The sequence below is a fragment of the Brevundimonas diminuta genome, assembly GCF_039673845.1.
GTDB classification, from domain to species: Bacteria; Pseudomonadota; Alphaproteobacteria; order Caulobacterales; family Caulobacteraceae; genus Brevundimonas; species Brevundimonas diminuta_E.
The window spans coordinates 20,551-38,367 of the sequence record NZ_JBDJMK010000004.1 but is presented as its reverse complement, the minus strand read 5'-3'; the positions used below and the strand labels follow the sequence as shown (position 1 = coordinate 38,367).

The window sequence follows — 17,817 nt, the reverse complement described above, 5'->3', positions numbered from 1 at the left end:
GAGGCCGGAAAGGGCGGGTTAACTTACTGCCTTCTTAACAATAAGCGCAACCTTACTCGCTACCACGTTCGCCATCTCATCTATCGGCTTCTCGCCCTGCAGTCTGAGAACCGGATTCGTTTGTTGGGCAAGCCAGCGTTCATGTTGAGCGAGGTTCCGTCCAGTGAACTGCGGGTCATCATATCCTGAAGCCCAATTCCGAAACGCCACATGCGCATCGTGCATGTCCCCACCGGGAAGGATGCGCCCACCGTGGCGCGCCGCCTCGCGCTGGTCGAGACGTTGCAGTCTGATGGCGGCAGGCGTGTAGAGAAAGACAATCAGATCAACGTCACGGGTCAGGGCCTCACCCCATCCGGTGAAGGAGCCGGTCAATATCCATCCTTGGGACGCACCTTGCTGTTCCGTGATCAGTTTCACTCGCTCCTCAGGGGGGCGTTTGACGCTGAAAGGCGGGTCCGTCGGCATCCAGTAGAAATCATCGACATCTATGAGCGGGATTTCGAACCGCTTTGTCAGCACCGCGCCGAGCGTCGAGACACCCGAGCAGGAAGCCCCCGTTATGTATACTTTCGGCCTGCCGAGCATTCAGATCGGTTTCCTCGTCGTTTCTTGCATTGATATTCTTCCTGTTTAACCTTCTCAACATTAGCCGAGTGGCCCATAGCCTGTCCGGCGCTCAGACTGAAAGCCGGACAGTGATGATAGACGCGACCTATCTGAAGGGGCACCGCACGGCTTCGAGCCTGCGGGTAAAAAAGGGGGCCTGGGCCGACCGATCGGATGCACGAAGGGCGGCATGAACACCAAGCTGCACGCCGTGACCGATGCGAGCGGACGCCCCGATTGGCCTGGTCATGACGGCGCGACAGGTCAGCGACTACACCGGCGCCGCCGCGATGTTGGATAGCCTACCCAAGGTGCAATGGCTGCTGGGCGACAGGGACTATGACGCAGAGTGTTTTCAGGGCGCTTTGCAGGCCATGGGCGTCGCGCAGGATGTCGTACAGGCCCTGGACGTTGCGGTTCTCATAGGTCTCGGCGGCGACGACCGACACCGCGCCGGGCGTGCGGGCCAGTCGGGCGCGGGCCTCCGCGACGACGGGCGGATCCTCGGGATTGCGCATGGCGGTGACGATGGTGCTGTCGAGCGTGATGGGCTCGTCGGCGATGGATTGGGCGAGGGCCGGCGAGGCGCAAGCCGCGAGCAGCAGCGCGCATGGCACCGCAGAAAGTTTGAGAGACATGAAAGGTGGTCCTGAACAGCAGAAGAGGCGCGCCGACACACTGGTCGGCGCGTGTTTTGCGATGTTCAGGCGATAGGCGGGGCCGTTGGCGGTGGTCTCAGACCGGGACGAAACGCGGGGAGCGAAGGGGCGGCGGCCACCGGGACCGGCTGCGGCTCCGTAATGCGTGAAGGGTGGGGCTGGGTGGGTGGCGATAGGCGGAGGCGGCAGGGCGGTGAAGCTCGCAGTGATACAGGCGGCGCACTTCAGGCTGTCCATCGGCCCCGGCTTCACCGTGACGCTTTGTCCAACCCGGTGATCTTGTCCTCTCCAATCGCGAGCCGAAATCGTCCGCCGCTTTCCGGACGCCACATGATCATTGCTTAAGCGCCGACACGCCGTTAAGGCGCGAGACATGTCTCGATCCTCGTCCGAGCACTGGTCGCTGTCGCGATCGCTGGCGTTCCTCGCCGCGGTCTTCGCGATCACGTTCGGGACCTTCCTGCCCACCGCTGTGGCGGCGTCCTCGGCCCTGGGCGAGCCGGTCATGCTGTGTTCGGGCGACATGGCCATGGTCGTCTATGACGCCGAAGGCCACCCGAAGCCGGTCAAGGGCACGGATCTTGGCAGCCTCAGTTGCGCGGCGGCCTTGCTGTCCAATCTCGCGGCGATTGATTCGCCGCCGCCGAGTGTGCCGATCCGGATGCGGGTCGCACGGAGTAAGCCCGCGCTCAGCCCGTTCGCCGCCGTTTCGGCTGAGGGTCGGGAAGCCCTTCGGCCGCCGTCCACCGCGCCCCCGCACGCCTGAAGCGATCCCGTTCGCACCGGTTATGGCCGGTCGCCGTCGTCTCTTCAGAAAGATCAAATGTCTCTCAAGACCACCGCGGCGCCGCTGGCGCTGCTTCTCGCCGCCTGCGCCGCCACGCCTGCATTCGCCCAGGATACGGGTGCGATTCAGCTCGAGGAAATCACCGTCTATGGCGCTCGCACCGCCGTGACCGTGCCCCAGACCGCCCAGGCCGAGGCGGAGATCCAGCGCACCGCGGGCGGGGTCGACGTAATCCCGGACACCGCCTTCAAGTCCGGCCCGGCCGCCGCCGTAAAGGACGTCCTGGCCTATGTGCCCGGCGTGGTGACCCAGCCGCGCTTCGGCCCGGACGCCCGGATGTCGATCCGCGGTTCGGGCCTGTCGCGCGCCTACGGCAACCGGGGGATCAACGCCTATATCGACGGCGCGCCGATAAATACCTCGGACGGTCTTCTGGATCTGTCGGAGGTCGACCCGACCGCCTATCGCTACGTCGAGGTGTTCAAGGGCGCCAATGCCCTGCGCTATGGCGGGAACGCCCTTGGGGGGGCGATCAACTTCGTCTCGCCCACCGGCCGGGACGCCCAGGCCTTCGACGGCCGGCTCGACATCGGCAGCTTCGGCTTCGTGCGGGGGCAGGTCAGCACTGGCGGGGTCAGTGGCCGCACGGATGGGTTCGTCACATTTTCTTCCCAGACCGAGGACGGCTATCGCGACCATAGCCAGCAGGACTTCAACCGGCTGAACGCCAACCTCGGCTATCGGCTGTCGCCTGACGCGGAGACCCGCTTCTATCTCAACGCCTTCACCTGGCGCTCGCGCATTCCCGGCGAGGTCAGCAAGGATAGCGCGCTGAACGATCCGACCGCAGCCAACCCGGACTGGATCGTTCAGGATCAGCAGCGCAACATCGACTCTGTTCGCCTGACCAACAAGACGACGGTCCGCTTCGGCGATGCGTCGGTGGATTTCGGCGCCTATGGTCTGTGGCGGCACGTGATGCACCCGATCTACCAGTGGCTCGACTTCACCGCCGAGGACTACGGCCTCTATGCCCGCGCCGCGCATGACGGTCGGATCGGCGGGCTCGAGAACCGTCTTGTGGTCGGCGCGACAATCGCCACCGGCCGGATCGACACCGAGCAGTTCATCAACCTGCCCGACGCCGTGAAGGGCGACCTCGCCTCGTCCATGGTCGACACCTCGGACAACATCACCCTCTACGGGGAGAACACGCTCAAGGTCCGGCCTGACTTGAGCCTGATCGCCAGCGTCCAGTATCTCCACGCCACGCGCGAGCGCCGTGACCGCTTCCTGTCGAACGGCGAGCAGTCGGGTCGGGCGAGCTACGATCTGTGGAGCCCGCGCCTGGGCATCCTGTGGGACGTGGACAGCAGCACCCAGCTGTTCGCCAATGTCTCGCGCAGCGCCGAAATCCCAACCTACGACGCCAACGCCTTCTCGACCCCGGACGATCTCGAGGCGCAGACGGCGACGACCTATGAGGTGGGTGCGCGGGGCCGCCGCGGGGAGGCGAGCTGGGACGTCGCCATCTATCGCGCCGAGATCGAGGACGAACTGCAATGCCTGACCCTCTTCCCCTGGGCGGCCTGCACGGTGGTCAACGCTGGACCGACGGTTCACCAGGGGATCGAGGCGGGCGGCAGCGCGCCGGTGTTCGGCTCGACATTCGTCGACGGTGATCGGCTGGTGCTGACCGCAGCCTACACACTGAACGACTTCGCTTTCGACGGCGACCACACCTTCGGCGACAATGAAATGCCTGGCGTGCCCCGGCATCTGCTCCGGGCCGAGGCTCTCTATCGCCACCCTTCAGGCGTCTATTTCGGGCCGAATGTGGAGTGGTCGCCCAGCGACTATTTCGCCGACAACGCCAACACCTTGACCGTCGACAGCTACGCCTTACTTGGCCTTCGGCTCGGTTATGACGCGCCGCAGGGCTGGTCGGGCTATGTCGAAGGTCGTAACCTCACCGACGAGCGCTACATTTCGACGGTCGCAGTGGCGGGCAGGGCATCGCCGACTTCCCAGCTGTTCAATCCGGGCACGGGACGGTCAGTCTACGCCGGTCTGCGCTACCGGTTCTGATCGCGTCGGCGGCGGGGTCTCGACGAGACCCGTCGCCTGACGTGCGGGCAGGGTCCCGGGGTGTCGATCCGACGAGGGTCGCCCCCGGATTTCGACCGCCTCGCCCCAGCGCATTTGTTCGAAAGGGACGCCATGACCGACCGTCCTCAAACCGGAGCCGACGTCAGCCCGATGGCCGGCGCCTATCGCGCCGTCTGGCGCTGGCATTTCTATGCCGGCCTTCTGGTCCTGCCCCTCCTGTGGCTGATGACGCTGACGGGCGGCCTCTATCTGTTCAAGGACTGCATTGACGCCGCCGTCTACCGGCCCTTGGCCCATGTCGAGGGGCGGGCAGGAAGCTCCTCGCCCCATCAATGGGTGTCGACCGCCGAGGCGCGAACGGGCGGGATCGTCTCGAACGTTCTTGTCCCTGCGCGCGAAGACCAAGCGGTGCGGCTCACGGTCGATCTGGGGAAGGGAGCCGAAGCACGGCCTTCGTCGATCCGCACGACAGACGGCTGCTCGGGGTGACGGCCTTCGGCGGGGTGATGGAGACGATCAAGGGGCTCCACAGCCTGTCGTTGATCGGCACATGGGCCACCTATCTGGTCGAAATCGTCGCCGACTGGGCGATCATCCTGGTGGGCGCGGGGGTCTTCCTGTGGTGGCCGCGCAAGCGCGACGCCGGTGTGGTGACGATCCGCGCGGCCGACCCGAAACGCTGTCCCTTCTGGCGTGATCTACACGCGGTGACCGGTTTCTACGCCGGCGCGGTGATCGTCTTACTGGCCGTGACAGGGATGCCGTGGTCCGCCTTCTGGGGCGACCAGTATATGGCCTTCGTCCGCGGCCACGGCCTGGGCCGACCCGCCGCCCCGCCTGCTGCCAGTCCCTTCGTCCACGCCAAGGCTCACGACCGCCCCGCTGGCGTCGGCTGGACCGTGGAAGGCATGGTCATGCCCGCCTCGCACCATGGCGCGCCGTCTCTGGCCAAGGTTGTAACGGCCGCCGACGCCCATGGGCTCGCACGGCGCTATCAGGTGTCCATCCCGACGGATCCGCATCTGGCCTATATGGCGGCCCACAGCGTCAGAGAGGCGGAAGACACCCGCGCGCTCTATATCGACGGCACGACCGGCGCGGTGCTGGCGGACATCCGATACGGTCAATTCAGGGGCGGGGCCAAGGCTTTCGAATGGGGCATCGCCGTCCATCAGGACACGTAGTCCGGACGCATGAACCAGTTCATTATGCTAGGCGGCTGCATCGCCGTCTGGCTTCTGGCGATCAGCGCGGTGGTGATGTGGTGGAAGCGCCGTCCGAAGGAGCGCCTGGGCGCGCCGGTCGTTCCGCCGGAGCCTCGTCTTCGGGCTGCGGTGCTGGCGATCGTCCTGCCGCTCTTGATTCTCTATCCCTTGACGGGGGTGAATCTCTTAGCGGCCCTGATGATCGATCTCTGCTTGTGGCGGCTGGGACTGTGGCGCGGCGCCCAAGGCGCATGAGCAATGGCACTATCGATGTAACGGGTCGATGTCGCTCGTTTGCGCCGAAGCGTAAAGGGTGATGAAATACCGATGATCGTCGCTGCAGAGGTCAAGAGAAGGGGCTTTTCGTCTTTGTCTATGTAGTCAATACATATCTAAAAAAACCGCAATAACGCGCTTTTTACATCAGTCCGTTTTCTGAGTATTTTCAAGATGCTTGTACTGGGTCGGCCTTCGGGCCATTCAGACGCGTATTCGTCCTTGAAAAGTGTCGTTGAAACAAAAGTTTGTCAGATTTCGTGTAATCGAGTGAGCATAATCGATAACAGCCTGCCTGTGCGTTTAATAGATTTCGAGAGAGCGAGGCGGCTGAGAAGGCAAGCGATCAGGTCGGCGACGATAGATTATCTGACGAGCGGCATTCGCCGCTGCCGGCTTGGGGCGGCCGCCACTCTGGCGCGGGGGGGGGGGGGCCCGGCGGGGGCCCACGCCCCCCCGCGCGGGGGGAGGGGCGCGGGGCGGGGGGGGGAGGGGGGGGCTGAGGGAGGCTGGGCCCCCCCCCCCCCCCCCCCCCCCCCCGCGCCGGTCAGGGATTCGAAGTCGCTTCAGGAGCGTTGATATCCAGTGGAATGCGGACGATGCTTTCGACGCCGCTGGCGGAATAGGTGCTGGTGAAGGGCGTCTTCACCGTCACGAACAGGGCGTTCCCATCAGCGGAAAGCGCCAGGCTGTTCGGGTTCGGCCCAGCCCGCACCGTGCGTTTCAGGGTGTGCGTGTCCGCATCCCAAACAGACACCGTGCCCCGTTCGCGGTTGGTCACATAGAGCTCACGTCGTTGGGGATGGAGCAGGATGGCCATGGACTCGCCGGCGTCCGGAATTTCCCCGATCTTCTCACCGGTGTCCGGATTGACGATCAGCAGGGTCTTCAGCTTCGAGTGATCGGTCACGTAGAGACGATTGTTGTCGACATCGAAGGCGAAGTTCAACAGCAGAGCCTCGGTGTCTCCTGCCGGTCGGAAACGGTGCTTGATGGCGTAGGATGCGGTGTCGATGACCAGCATTTCGCCCCCGCCGTTGGTCGCGTAGAGGTCGCCTGTGCGCGGGTGTACCGCCAGGCCCGTGACCCATTTCCCGGCCTCGCGGATTGTATGGCGCAGTTGAAGCGTATCGGCGTCAACGACCCAGATCACGCCAGGGTCGCCTACCGCTCCGATGTAGAGCGCGCCTTTTGCGGCGTCATGGATCACCTGACGGGGGCCGAATTTATTGCCGTCCGGACCGACCTCATTCAGGTCCAGCCGGCCGATGATGCTGTTGTCTTCCAGGTTGAAGGCGGTGACGCTGTGCTCAAGGCTGTTTGTCGCATAGAGCCTGGAACCGTCGGCGTTGAGGGCCAGGGCGAAGTTGCCTCGGTCCGTATGGATCGCTCCTACCGGCTCCAGGGTGTCGGCGTTCAACTTATAGACAATCCCGCCCTTGACGCCTGGAGTGGCAAGGGCGGACGCGACGTAGAGCGCATCGTCGTGAGGATTGTAGCGGACTTCATAGATCCCCCGCGTCAACTCGCGGTAGAGCACGCCATTATCCAGCACGGCGGCGCTGGCGGCGGGTTCGGCGGGCAGGCCCGACGGCATGTTCTGCGCCAGCGCGGAGGTGGAAAGCCCGGCTCCAGCGAGCAGCAGGAGGGCGGCGGCGGATGATTTCTGTATTCTGGTCATGTTGACGGCCTGGGCATGAGGGGGTCAGAAGCGGTATCGCAGGCTGACCGTCGCGTTTCGCGGCGCGCCGTAGCGATACTGGCTGAAGAAGCCGATCTGGCTGTAATAGGTCTCGTCGAAGAGGTTCTCGACATTGGCCTGCAGCTGGAGCGCGTCGCTCAGGTCGTAGCGCGCCATCAGGCTGACCAGGACGAAGCCATCCTGCTGGAAGCGGAAGGGCGCGTTGGTGACGGGATTGACGCTGGCCGAATAGTTCTTGCTGCGGTAGTTGACCCCGCCGCCGATGACCAGATCGCTCCAGGCGCCGGGCAGGCGGTAGGTGGTGAACAACTTGAGCAACTGGCGGGGATGGTCGGTGTTCACGGCCTGGCCGGTCGCGTCCTCGACCTCGAACTGGCTGTAGCCGAAGTTGATGTTCCAGCCTTCGAGCGGGCGGCCGGTGACTTCCAGTTCGAAGCCTTTGCTGGTCGCGCCCTCGGCGCCGTAATACGCCTGTGCTGGCGGGGTGACGCCGGGAACGAAATAGCCGATGTCCGCCTGAGCCAGATTGTCCTGTTCGATCCGGAACACGGCGACGGATGTCTGCAGGGCGTCGTCGAAGAAGGCGCTCTTGAGTCCGGCTTCATAGGCAGCGCCGACGATGGGTTCCAGATAGCCGCCGTTGCGATCGCGCGCATCCTGGGGCTGGAAGATCTCGGTATAGCTGGCGTACAGCCGATGCGTCGGCGTCAGGTCATAGAGCGCGCCGACATAGGGAATGAATACGTCGTCGTTGCCGTAGTCGCGCTCGGGTCCGAAATTGAATCCCGACAGATCCCAGCTCGCCAGGCGCCCCCCGCCGATCAGTTTCAGCGAGTCCGTCAGGTTCAGCCGCAGGGCACCGTAAAAGCCTGTCTGCTTGACCGTCTCATCGACCGCCAGGACGCCGACGTCGGAGAAGCCGGGATAGGGATAGGCGGCGCCGTCCCAATTCACGAAGTCGTCGGCCGGTGGGAAGGCGAGGGCGGCGTAGGTGGAGGTCTCCCGTTCCTGGGTGCTGTGCAGGGCGCCGACGACGAACTCATGCCGGCGCCCGAACAGGCCGAAGTCGCCCTTCAACTGAATGTCGAAGCTGTTCTGGATGCTCTCGCCGTCGTCCGAATAGGGATAGGTGTACTGGATCGCGCCGGTAGAGAGATCGACCAGGCCCGACAGATAGAGAATCTCTGTGGTCTGGGCGTTGCGCAACCAGTTGTAGTTGGCCGTGAGTCGCCAGCCGTTGGCGAACTCGTGCTGGATGTTGGCGAAGATATTCTGGTTCTCGGTGTCCCAGTAGGTCCAGTCGGCCGAAGCGGTCTTGGAGCGCGGCCATATGGCGAAGGAGCCGTCGCTGTAGAAGGAGGGCAGGGCGCCCCAGGCCGGGGCGTTCGGCGAACCGGATTGGTGACTCGCGCCGAGCCTCAGCAGGGTGCGATCGGTCAGGTCGGCGTCGATCACCCCGTACAGCACGGTCTTCTCGTTATGGTAGAGGTCGATGTAGCTGTCGCCCTCCTCGTATTTGGCGACCAGACGCCCGCGCAGCGCGCCCGAGGCGTTCAGCTTGCCGCCTACATCGGCCGATACGCTCCAAGTGTTCCAGGATCCTACGCTGGCGCTGACATAGCCGTTCGTAATCTCGCTGTCGGCGTGTTTGCGGACCAGGTTGATAGAGGCGGACGGATCGCCGGCGCCGGTCAGCAGTCCGGTGGCGCCGCGCACAATCTCGACCCGTTCATAGAGGGAGACGTCAGCCACGGTCTCGCCAGCGCCGCCGGCGAGGGTCCAGGCCAGGGGCACGCCGTCGACCTGATAGTTCTTTATGTCGAAGCCGCGGGCGCTGAAGGTGTTGCGGACGTCATCGACCTCATTGACCGACACGCCGACCCCATTGGCTATGACGTCCGCGACGGTCGCCAGATTCTGGTCGAGGATGCGCTGCTCAGTGACGATGCTGACCGATTGCGGCGTCTCGCGCACGGTCAGGCCCAGGCCCGTTGCGGTGTCGATCCGGTTGGGAAGCGTATAACGGCCGGTGACGACCACCTCGTCCACCGCCACGGGCGCTTCAGCAGCGACGGAGCCTTCAGTTTGAGCCGCGGCCGCGAGAGGCGACATCGCCAGGGTTGCGCCGGCGATAAGGGCGGGTTTGCGCATGAATCATCCCTCGAAGCATCGATCGACCGCTGGCGAATGGCTCGACGGCGTAGTGATGCCCTACTATATTGCGAGGGATTATCAATAGCAAATTTTGAGGCTATTTTACCGACATGGCTTCGAGGATTGCAGGTGGGCAACTAGCCTGCGCTCAATCTTTGAGCGTGGGCGCTGTGGCGAGCGCGCGACGCTCCGGCGGATAGGAGGCGCCAGAGAACGCGGCTGACGTGCAGCGCCGCCGGTGTAGTCGCTGACCTGGCCCGCTGTCATGAACAGGCCGATCGGTCGTCCGTTGGCATCGATCACGGCGTGGAGTTTTGGTGTTCATCCCGCCTTTCGTGCGTCCGATCGGCCGCCTGAGGCCCCCTTTTTTACCCGCAGGCTCGAGCCGTGCGGTGCGCCTTGCAGCAGGTCGCGTCGATCATGACGGTGCGGCGTTCGGTCGGGGCCTCGGACAAACCCTCCATCATTCGAACGAAGACCCCAGCCTCGCTCCATCGCTTGCAGCGATTACAGGTTCGCTCGCGGCGATCATCAAGCCGTCGGCCACCTGGCCCGTTCTGCATAGGCAACCCAGAGTGCCGTCAGGGATCCCAGCGATGTTCCAGCAGAAGAAACACAACGAGTGCAAGCGCTAAAAGAAGAACACCGGCGACCGCGAGGATAACGGAGTGCGCGTTGTTGAACGCGGCCTGACCGGCTTGGATCAGCGGTGCGGCTTCTTCGGGGGGCAACTGTTTGGCGACGATCATCGTGTCGCCGATCGAGCGGGACGCCTGCGCCGCCAATTCTGCCGGGGTGTTCGCCGGCATATCGAGCCTCCGACTGAAAAGGACGGAGGTGAAGACCCCGAACAGAGTGATTCCGAACCCGGCGCCGAGTTCGTATGCCGTGGCCTCCAGCGCCCCTGCGGAGGCGCCTTCTGACGCCTTAACCGCTCCCATGATGGCGATGGACGACGCTGTCAGTCCGATGCTGAGCGCTAGGCCGAGGCTGGCCAGTAGCGCGGGCACGATAAAGCCGGGCTCTGCCAGATCGCTGATGCTCAGCAGGATCAGGGCGGCGGCCGCCAGGAGCAGGCTGACGCTGGCGACGGCGCGCAAGCCGAAGGCCGTCGTCAGCCTGCCCGCTACCGGGCCGCCGACCGCCGCCGCCGTCATGATGGGTATGAGATAGATGCCCGCCTCAAGCGGCGACTTGGTCAGGACATACTGTAGTTCCTGCGCCAGGGTCAGTTCGACGCCCGACAGGGCTCCGGACGCAACCAGGGCCATGAAGATGCCTGCCAGGATCGCCGAGCGCTGAAACAGGGCCAGGTTCAGCATGGGGCTGGGCGATCGCAGTTGGATTCGTATGAAGGCCGCCAGCGTCAGGGCGCCGATCGCGAAAATGCCGAGAACCAGTGCGGGGCCGTGTTTCGCGCCGATCCCGGCTTTCAGGCCATAGACCAGAGCGATCATGGCGATGATCAGCATTACGGCCTGGCCGATCGGCAGGCGTCCGGGCGTGACCGTTTCGTCTTTCGACAGCAGAAAATAGCAGGCCGGAGCGACGAACAGCATCACGGGTACGTTGATCAGAAAGACCGAGCCCCACCAGAAATGGGCTAGCAGCAGGCCGCCGATCAGGGGACCGACAGCCGCACCGGCCGCGCCGACGGTCCCCCAGAAGCCCAAGGCCATGGCGCGCTCGGATTCATCTTCGAACGTTCTGCGGATCAGGCCCAAAACCGTGGGCATGATCATGGAGCCCCCAATCGCCAGAAAGGCGCGCGACCCGATCAGAAACGCTGCGCTCGTAGAATATGCAGCGAGGGCTGAGGCGGTCCCGAAGACGACCAGTCCGGTCAGCAGGATGCGCCTTGCGCCCACCCTGTCAGCGAGAACGCCCATCGGAACGACCAGCCCCGCCATCAGCAGGGGATAGATGTCGATGATCCAAAGCGCTTCGGCTCCGCTGGCTTTGAGGTTGAGTGTCAGGGTTGGAACGGCGACATGCAGGATGGTCATGTCCAGCACGACGGGCAGGAAGGCCAGCATGACGGCCAGAAGCGCCAGCCAGCGCCTTGGATTCCGGGGCGTGGGTTGACCTGGTGTCATTGCGTCACCCTGTGGGATGATCGGGTCGTTCTGCAGGAAGGCGCAGTTCGAAGGTGGAGCCAAGCTCGACGTTGGGGCGATATCGCAGTTCGCCGCCGTGGGCTTCGGCCACTGCCATAACTACGGATAGACCCAAGCCGGAGCCTTCTCCACTTTCACCGCCCCTGATGAAGGGCTGGAACAGTTTCTGAGCCGACGAGGGAGAAAGCCCCGGACCCACATCGGATATGGCGATGCAGATCCAGCTATCGCGTTGTTCGACCGAAACACGCAGCAGGCCAGGGGTCGCATGTTTGCGGGCGTTGTCGATCAGGGCGAGAACGGCCTGTCTGACCCTGAATGGATCGCACTCTGCTGAACACCTGTCGAGAGACCATACCGTGCGGAAACCGCCCTCTGTCAGAGCAGGGTCTACGACGCCGCGCAGATCTTCTACTACGTCCGCCATGTCCACGACTTCGAGCCGCAGGTGAAGATGGCCGCTGTTCGCCAGGCTGACGACTCGAAGGTCTTCGACCAGACGCGCGAGCCCCTCAATCTGTTTGATCAGGCTGGCGAGAAGGGCGGGGTCCAACTCGAACAGACCGTCCGCGACGCCCTGCAAACGGCCTAGCAGAATCGTAACCGGCGTTCGAAGCTCATGGGCGATCGACGCGTTCCATGTCGCCAGGTCTTCAGCGACGTTTTCAAGCCTCTCAGCCATGGCATTGAAATTCTCGACCATCTCCGTTGCTTCGCCTAGAGACCGATCGTCTGAGGAGGCGCGTGCGCTGAGATCGCCATTTTTAATCTGACGCGCCGCGAGCGCGAGCGATGAAAGGGGGCGTGCGATGCGTTTCGACAATTGCAGTGCTGCTGCCACGGACAATGCGATTGAAAGCAGGATGAATCCGCACGACATTAAAAGGTCGATGGGGTTCAGAGACCATACAGATTCGTCAATGTAATCAGGGTGCTTGGTGAACAACCAGCCGTATATGAAGTAGCTGCCAACCGTCGAGATACATAGGCCCAGCGTGGTTACGGCGGACATATAGATCGCGATGTTCCGGCCAAGGCCGCTGGGCAGCTTCATCACAGGTTTTCCAACCGATAGCCGACACCTCGAATCCCGGTCAGAAGCTGTGAAGCATCCGCTTCGTCCAGTTTCTTCCGGAGTTTGCTGAGATGGCTGTCGACGGTGCGCTCAAGCACGTCTTGACCGGGCAGACAGGCATCAACCAACTCGCTGCGGGTGAAGACCCGCATCGGCTGACGCGCCATGAAAGCAAGAATTCGGAACTCAGTGAGTGTCAGGTTCAGACGATTTTCCTCACCTGATGCCCTGATCGTCGCCAGATGGCTCTCAAGGTCGATCTCCAGCGGTCCGACCCGCAGCACTCGGCTGTCTCCAGCGCTTTGGCTGCGACGCAGGATGACGTGAGCGCGCGCCGCGACCTCGGCGGCGTTGAAAGGCTTGATGACATAGTCATCCGCGCCCACCCGCAGAGCCTGAAGCTTGTCGATATCCTGATCCAGCGCCGTGATCATCATGACCGGGGTGTCGCCACGTCGGCGTATCTCGCTCAGGACTTCCCAGCCGGTACGCTTGGGCATGCGGACATCGAGCAGCACCAGATCGGGTTTCAGCGCCAAGTGCAGGTCCAGAGCTGTCTGGCCGTCGCCTGCGCGTACGGTGCGGAACCCCTCTCGTACGAGATAGGCGTCGAGCACGGCCGCAATGTCCGGCTCGTCTTCAGCAATCAGTATCAAGGCGCTCATGCTGTCTCCGTCGCAGTCTAGATGGGGGCATGCCTGCGGCTGCGTCCAGTCCCGCTGTCGGGCGTCCACACATCCTCCATTAACTCTCGACGCAACTCTCATGCTGCGGTGCGAAAAAAGTGCGTCTCAGCCATTGTGGCGGAACTCTCGGAGACGATGACATGACGCGCCACCCGCGCAAAAATCTCCTGATCGGAGGGGCCGTTCTTGTTCTACTCGCTGCGTGCGGCTCGAGACAGGAAGAGAGTGCGCTGCCGCCGCCGACCGTCGCAGTGACGACCGTCCAGGCCGGACATGTCCAGCTTTCCGACAGCCTGCCGGGCCGTGTCGTGGCCTTCCGCACGGCGGAGATCCGCGCTCAGGTCGGTGGCATTGTGCAGCGCAAACTCTTCACTGAAGGCGCAGTCGTGCGGGCGGGGCAGCCGCTGTTCCAGATCAATGCGGCGCCGTTCCGCGCCGAGGCCGAAAGCGCGTCAGCCGCGCTTCAGCGCGCAGTCGCCATACGTGATCGTGCGCGGCTTCAGGCTGAGCGGCTGGCCCCTTTGCTGCAAGCCGATGCGGTCAGCCGCCAGGCCTATGATAACGCCGCCGCAGAATTAGCTCAGGCCCAGGCCGATGTCGCAGCCGCTCAAGCCGCGCTGGCGCGCCGTCATCTTGATGTCGGTTTCGCCACGGTCACGGCTCCGATCTCGGGTCGCATAGGCGCTTCGACCGTCACCGAGGGCGCGCTCGTGGGCACGGCCGACGCCGCGGCTCTGGCGACCATTCATCAGATCAATCAGGTCTATGTGGATGTTCGCCAGCCCGCGTCGCGGCTTGAGGCGCTGCGCGACGCAGGGCAGGGGGTAAACACGGTCGATATTCTGGACAGCGACGGCAAGCCGACTGGCATGACCGGCCGGATGCTTTTCTCTGAACTCAGCGTCGATCCGGCGACGGGTGATGTCACGGTTCGAGTCCTGGTCGACAATGCCTCGCAGCGCCTGTTGCCGGGTATGTTCGTACGCGCCCGCCTGCCGCGTGGCGCTGAAAAGACTTTGCCGCGGGTTCCACAACAGGCCGTGGTCCGAGCCGGAGCCCAGGCGACCGTCATGGTGCTTGCGGCGGATGGTAAAGCCGTCTCACGCCCTGTCGAACTCGGCGATGTTGTCGACGGGGACTATGTCGTTCTCGCCGGCCTCAAGGCCGGAGAGCGTGTGATCGTCGAAGGGCAGGATCGGGTTCAACCAGACCAGCCTGTTGTCGCTGAGCCCTGGAAGGCGCCGAGCGCTGCGGCGGTTTCGTCGACCCCTGCGACCTGATCCGGGAAAGAATCGATGCCTCAGTTCTTTATCGAGCGCCCCATCTTTGCGTGGGTCGTGGCCATCTTCATCATCCTGGCCGGGCTGCTGGCCCTGCCCAACCTGCCTATCGCGCGCTTTCCTGATGTGGCCCCGCCCAGCATCAGCATCTACGCCACATATCCGGGGGCGACGCCGCAGACGATGACGGACAGCGTCATCGCGCCGATCGAGCGCGAGATGTCCAGCGTCAAGAACCTGCTCTATTTCGAAAGCTCCAGCGACACGTCGGGCACCGCCAACATCACGGCGACCTTCCGTCCCGGGACGGACCCGGAGCTGGCCCAGGTCGATGTTCAGAACCGTCTGAAAAGCGTCGAGCCGCGCCTGCCGCAGGCGGTCCGCCAGAGCGGCCTGATGGTCGAGGCCGCCGATTCCGGCTTCCTGATGATGGTCGCCCTGATCTCCGACGGCGACGCCTTCGATGCGGAGCAGCTTGGCGACTATATGAGCCGCAACGTGGTCGAGGAGCTGAAGCGCGTTCCGGGCGTCGGTCGTGTTCAGAACTTCGGTTCAGAATATGCGATGCGCGTCTGGGTCGATCCGCAGAAGCTGGCGGCCTACAATGTCGGCATCAGCGATGTGACCAACGCCATCGCCGCCCAGAACATGCCCATCGCGCCGGGTCGAACGGGCGCCGACCCGACCGTTGCGGGTCAGACTGTCACCATTCCGCTGACCGCCTCAGGTCAGCTCACGACGCCGGAAGAGTTCCGCGCAATAACCCTGCGCGCCGAAGCCGACGGTTCGCGGCTGACGCTGGGCGATGTCGCTCGCGTCGAGCTAGGGCCGCAGACCTACGCCTTCTCGACCTATCAGGACGGCAAGCCCGCCAGCGGCATCGCTATCCAGATGTCGCCCGGCGCCAATGCAGTGAAAACCGCTGAAGGCGTCCGCGCCCGCATGGACGAGATCGCCAAGGCCATGCCGTCGGGCATGAGCTATGTCGTCCCATACGACACTGCGCCCTTCGTGAAGGTGTCCATCGAAAAGGTGGTTCACACCCTGGCCGAGGCCATGGTCCTGGTCTTCCTGGTCATGTTCCTGTTCCTGCAGAACATCCGCTACACGATCATTCCCGCAATCGTGGCGCCGATCGCTCTTTTGGGCACGCTGGCGTTCATGCTGGTGACGGGCTTCTCGATCAATGTTCTGACCATGTTCGGCATGGTGCTGGCCATCGGCATCATCGTCGACGACGCCATCGTCGTGGTGGAAAACGTCGAGCGCATCATGGCGACCGAGGGCCTCTCGCCTAAGGAGGCGACCAAGAAGGCGATGAAGGAGATCACCAGCCCGGTGATCGGCATCACCCTCGTGCTGTGCGCGGTCTTCCTTCCCATGGCCATGGCGTCGGGATCGGTGGGCGCCATCTATCGCCAGTTCACCGTGTCGATGGCGGTGTCGATCCTGTTCTCGGCCTTCCTGGCCCTGTCGCTGACGCCGGCCCTGTGCGCCACCATCCTGAAGCCGGTTGCGGCCGGTCATTGTGAAAAGAAGGGCTTCTTCGGCTGGTTCAACCGTCAGTTCGAACGGTTCACCCAGGGCTATTCAGCGTCCGTGACCCGACTGCTGAAGCGGACCGGGCGCGCCATGGCGGTCTTCCTTGTGCTGGTCGGCGTGATGGCGTTCGGCTTCACCAGGATTCCTTCGGCCTTCCTGCCTGATGAGGATCAGGGCAGCCTGATCACCTCGATCACCCTGCCGGCCGATGCGACGGGTGAACGGACTCTCGGCGTCATCAACCAGTTCGAGGCGCACCTGCGTGAGCGCCCGGGCGTCAGCGACAGCTTCTCGATCTTGGGCTTCGGCTTTGGCGGGTCGGGCTCGAACGCAGCCATGGTCTTCACCAACCTGGTCGACTGGAAAAAGCGTGACGGCGCGACGGCACAGGGCGAAGTCGCTGCGGCGACCGAGGCTATGAGCGGCATCACCGACGGTTCCGTCATGACGCTGAATCCTCCAGCGATCGACTCGCTGGGCAATTCGTCAGGTTTCGCCATGCGTCTTCAGGCGCGTGCAGGTCAGAGCGTCGAGCAACTGCTGGAAGCCCAGAACCAGTTGCTGGCTCTCGCTGCGGTCAATCCCAAGCTGACCGGCGTCTATCCCGAAGGTCTGCCGCCCGGCTCCAGCGTCGAGCTGAAGATCGACCGCGCCAAGGCCGAAGCCATGGGCGTCTCGTTCGAGGCGATCAGCAGCACCATTTCGGCGGCTCTGGGTTCGACCTATGTGAATGACTTCCCCAACAACGGACGCCTGCAACAGGTCATCGTTCAGGCAGATGCGCCCGCGCGCATGCAGATCTCTGATGTTCTGGGTCTTTACGTTCGCAACGCCCAAGGCCGCATGGTGTCGCTGTCGGAAGTGGTGACCCCTGTCTGGACGACCACGGCCCTGCAGGTGGTGCGCTACAACGGCTATCCTGCGGTCCGTATCAGCGGCGGTGCGGCGAACGGCGTGTCCAGCGGTCAGGCCATGACCGAGATGGAGAAACTGGTCGAGAAACTTCCGACAGGCTACGCCGTCGCCTGGACGGGCCAGTCGCTTCAGGAGAAGGAGAGCGGCAGCCAGGCGCCCATGCTGCTGGCGCTGTCCATGCTGGTCGTCTTTTTGGTGCTGGCGGCTCTATATGAAAGCTGGTCGATCCCGCTATCGGTGATGATGGTGGTGCCGCTGGGCCTGATCGGCGCGGTGATGGCCGTGCTGCTGCGCGACCTGCCCAACGACGTCTTCTTCAAGGTGGGCCTGATCACTCTGATCGGGCTGTCCGCAAAGAACGCCATCCTGATCGTCGAGTTCGCCCGAACGCTTCAGGCGCAAGGGCAGCCTCTGATCCCCGCCACTATCGAAGCCGCGCGGCTCCGGCTGCGGCCGATCATCATGACCTCGCTGGCCTTCACCCTGGGCGTCGTGCCCCTGATGATCGCCAGCGGCGCCAGCGCCGCCACCCAGCACGCCATCGGCACCGGGGTGTTCGGCGGGATGGTCACCGCCACGGTGCTGGCGATCTTCTTCGTGCCTGTCTTCTTCGTCTTCACCCTGACGGCGATGAGCCAGTTGGGCCAGCGTCTGGGACGGATCAGATTGCCGTCGTTCAACAAGACCAAGGAGGGCTGAGA

At 63.7% G+C, this 17,817-nt stretch carries 13 protein-coding genes and 3 pseudogenes; 8 read left to right on the top strand and 8 right to left on the bottom strand.

The window, feature by feature from the left end; all coding sequences use genetic code 11:
* Window positions 1-18: 18 nt before the first annotated feature.
* A complete protein-coding gene (locus tag ABE454_RS16155; protein WP_430821791.1) occupies window positions 19-588 on the bottom strand; it encodes a hypothetical protein in 570 nt (189 codons plus the stop codon).
* A 104-nt stretch (window positions 589-692) separates the two neighbouring features.
* On the opposite strand from ABE454_RS16155, the pseudogene ABE454_RS05170 reads away from it, so the two are divergent.
* A pseudogene (locus tag ABE454_RS05170) lies at window positions 693-992 on the top strand (transposase); the annotation flags it as partial.
* On the opposite strand, the gene ABE454_RS05165 reads toward ABE454_RS05170, so the two are convergent.
* Window positions 912-1,247, bottom strand: a complete 336-nt coding sequence (locus ABE454_RS05165; protein WP_346510760.1) for a hypothetical protein — start codon at window positions 1,245-1,247, stop codon at window positions 912-914. The pseudogene ABE454_RS05170 and the gene ABE454_RS05165 overlap by 81 nt on opposite strands.
* Window positions 1,248-1,641: 394 nt before the next feature.
* Between ABE454_RS05165 and ABE454_RS05160 the strand changes: the two genes are divergently transcribed.
* The 5 genes and pseudogenes from ABE454_RS05160 to ABE454_RS05140 all read left to right on the top strand — a co-directional run bounded on the left by ABE454_RS05160 (window position 1,642) and on the right by ABE454_RS05140 (window position 5,624).
* On the top strand, window positions 1,642-2,034 hold the full coding sequence (locus ABE454_RS05160) for a hypothetical protein (RefSeq protein ID WP_346510577.1): 393 nt from the start codon (window positions 1,642-1,644) through the stop codon (window positions 2,032-2,034).
* 57 nt (window positions 2,035-2,091) lie between these two features.
* A complete protein-coding gene (locus ABE454_RS05155; protein WP_346529729.1) occupies window positions 2,092-4,143 on the top strand; it encodes a TonB-dependent receptor family protein in 2,052 nt (683 codons plus the stop codon).
* A gap of 132 nt (window positions 4,144-4,275) precedes the next feature.
* Window positions 4,276-4,464, top strand: a pseudogene (locus tag ABE454_RS16150) (PepSY domain-containing protein); the annotation flags it as partial.
* Between the two features lie 32 nt (window positions 4,465-4,496).
* Window positions 4,497-5,348 carry a PepSY-associated TM helix domain-containing protein gene (locus tag ABE454_RS05145; RefSeq protein WP_430825693.1) on the top strand — a complete coding sequence of 284 codons (852 nt, stop codon included), beginning with the start codon at window positions 4,497-4,499 and terminating at the stop codon, window positions 5,346-5,348.
* A gap of 9 nt (window positions 5,349-5,357) precedes the next feature.
* Complete coding sequence (locus ABE454_RS05140) at window positions 5,358-5,624, top strand: hypothetical protein (RefSeq protein WP_346510570.1); 267 nt, start codon at window positions 5,358-5,360, stop codon at window positions 5,622-5,624.
* A 568-nt stretch (window positions 5,625-6,192) separates the two neighbouring features.
* Here ABE454_RS05140 and ABE454_RS05135 read toward each other — a convergent pair.
* From ABE454_RS05135 to ABE454_RS05110, 6 genes and pseudogenes are all read right to left on the bottom strand, one after another.
* Entirely contained in the window at window positions 6,193-7,326 is a 1,134-nt protein-coding gene (locus ABE454_RS05135; RefSeq protein ID WP_346529725.1) for a YncE family protein, read from the bottom strand.
* 24 nt (window positions 7,327-7,350) lie between these two features.
* Window positions 7,351-9,498, bottom strand: a complete 2,148-nt coding sequence (locus ABE454_RS05130) for a TonB-dependent siderophore receptor (protein ID WP_346510567.1) — start codon at window positions 9,496-9,498, stop codon at window positions 7,351-7,353.
* Window positions 9,499-9,726: 228 nt separating this feature from the next.
* Window positions 9,727-10,010 (bottom strand): annotated as a pseudogene (locus ABE454_RS05125) (IS5/IS1182 family transposase); the annotation flags it as partial.
* 72 nt (window positions 10,011-10,082) lie between these two features.
* Entirely contained in the window at window positions 10,083-11,537 is a 1,455-nt protein-coding gene (locus ABE454_RS05120) for an MFS transporter (RefSeq protein WP_346510565.1), read from the bottom strand.
* 64 nt (window positions 11,538-11,601) lie between these two features.
* On the bottom strand, window positions 11,602-12,672 hold the full coding sequence (locus tag ABE454_RS05115; RefSeq protein ID WP_346510564.1) for an ATP-binding protein: 1,071 nt from the start codon (window positions 12,670-12,672) through the stop codon (window positions 11,602-11,604).
* Window positions 12,672-13,358, bottom strand: a complete 687-nt coding sequence (locus tag ABE454_RS05110; RefSeq protein ID WP_346510563.1) for a response regulator — start codon at window positions 13,356-13,358, stop codon at window positions 12,672-12,674. Before ABE454_RS05110 ends, ABE454_RS05115 begins: the two co-directional genes overlap by 1 nt.
* Window positions 13,359-13,519: 161 nt before the next feature.
* On the opposite strand from ABE454_RS05110, the gene ABE454_RS05105 reads away from it, so the two are divergent.
* Together ABE454_RS05105 and ABE454_RS05100 are read left to right on the top strand one after the other, a co-directional pair.
* Complete coding sequence (locus tag ABE454_RS05105) at window positions 13,520-14,659, top strand: efflux RND transporter periplasmic adaptor subunit (protein WP_346529723.1); 1,140 nt, start codon at window positions 13,520-13,522, stop codon at window positions 14,657-14,659.
* 15 nt (window positions 14,660-14,674) lie between these two features.
* The gene (locus ABE454_RS05100) at window positions 14,675-17,815 is read left to right on the top strand and encodes an efflux RND transporter permease subunit (RefSeq protein WP_346510559.1); all 3,141 of its coding nucleotides are present in this window, start codon (window positions 14,675-14,677) and stop codon (window positions 17,813-17,815) included.
* The last annotated feature ends 2 nt before the right edge of the window (window positions 17,816-17,817 follow it).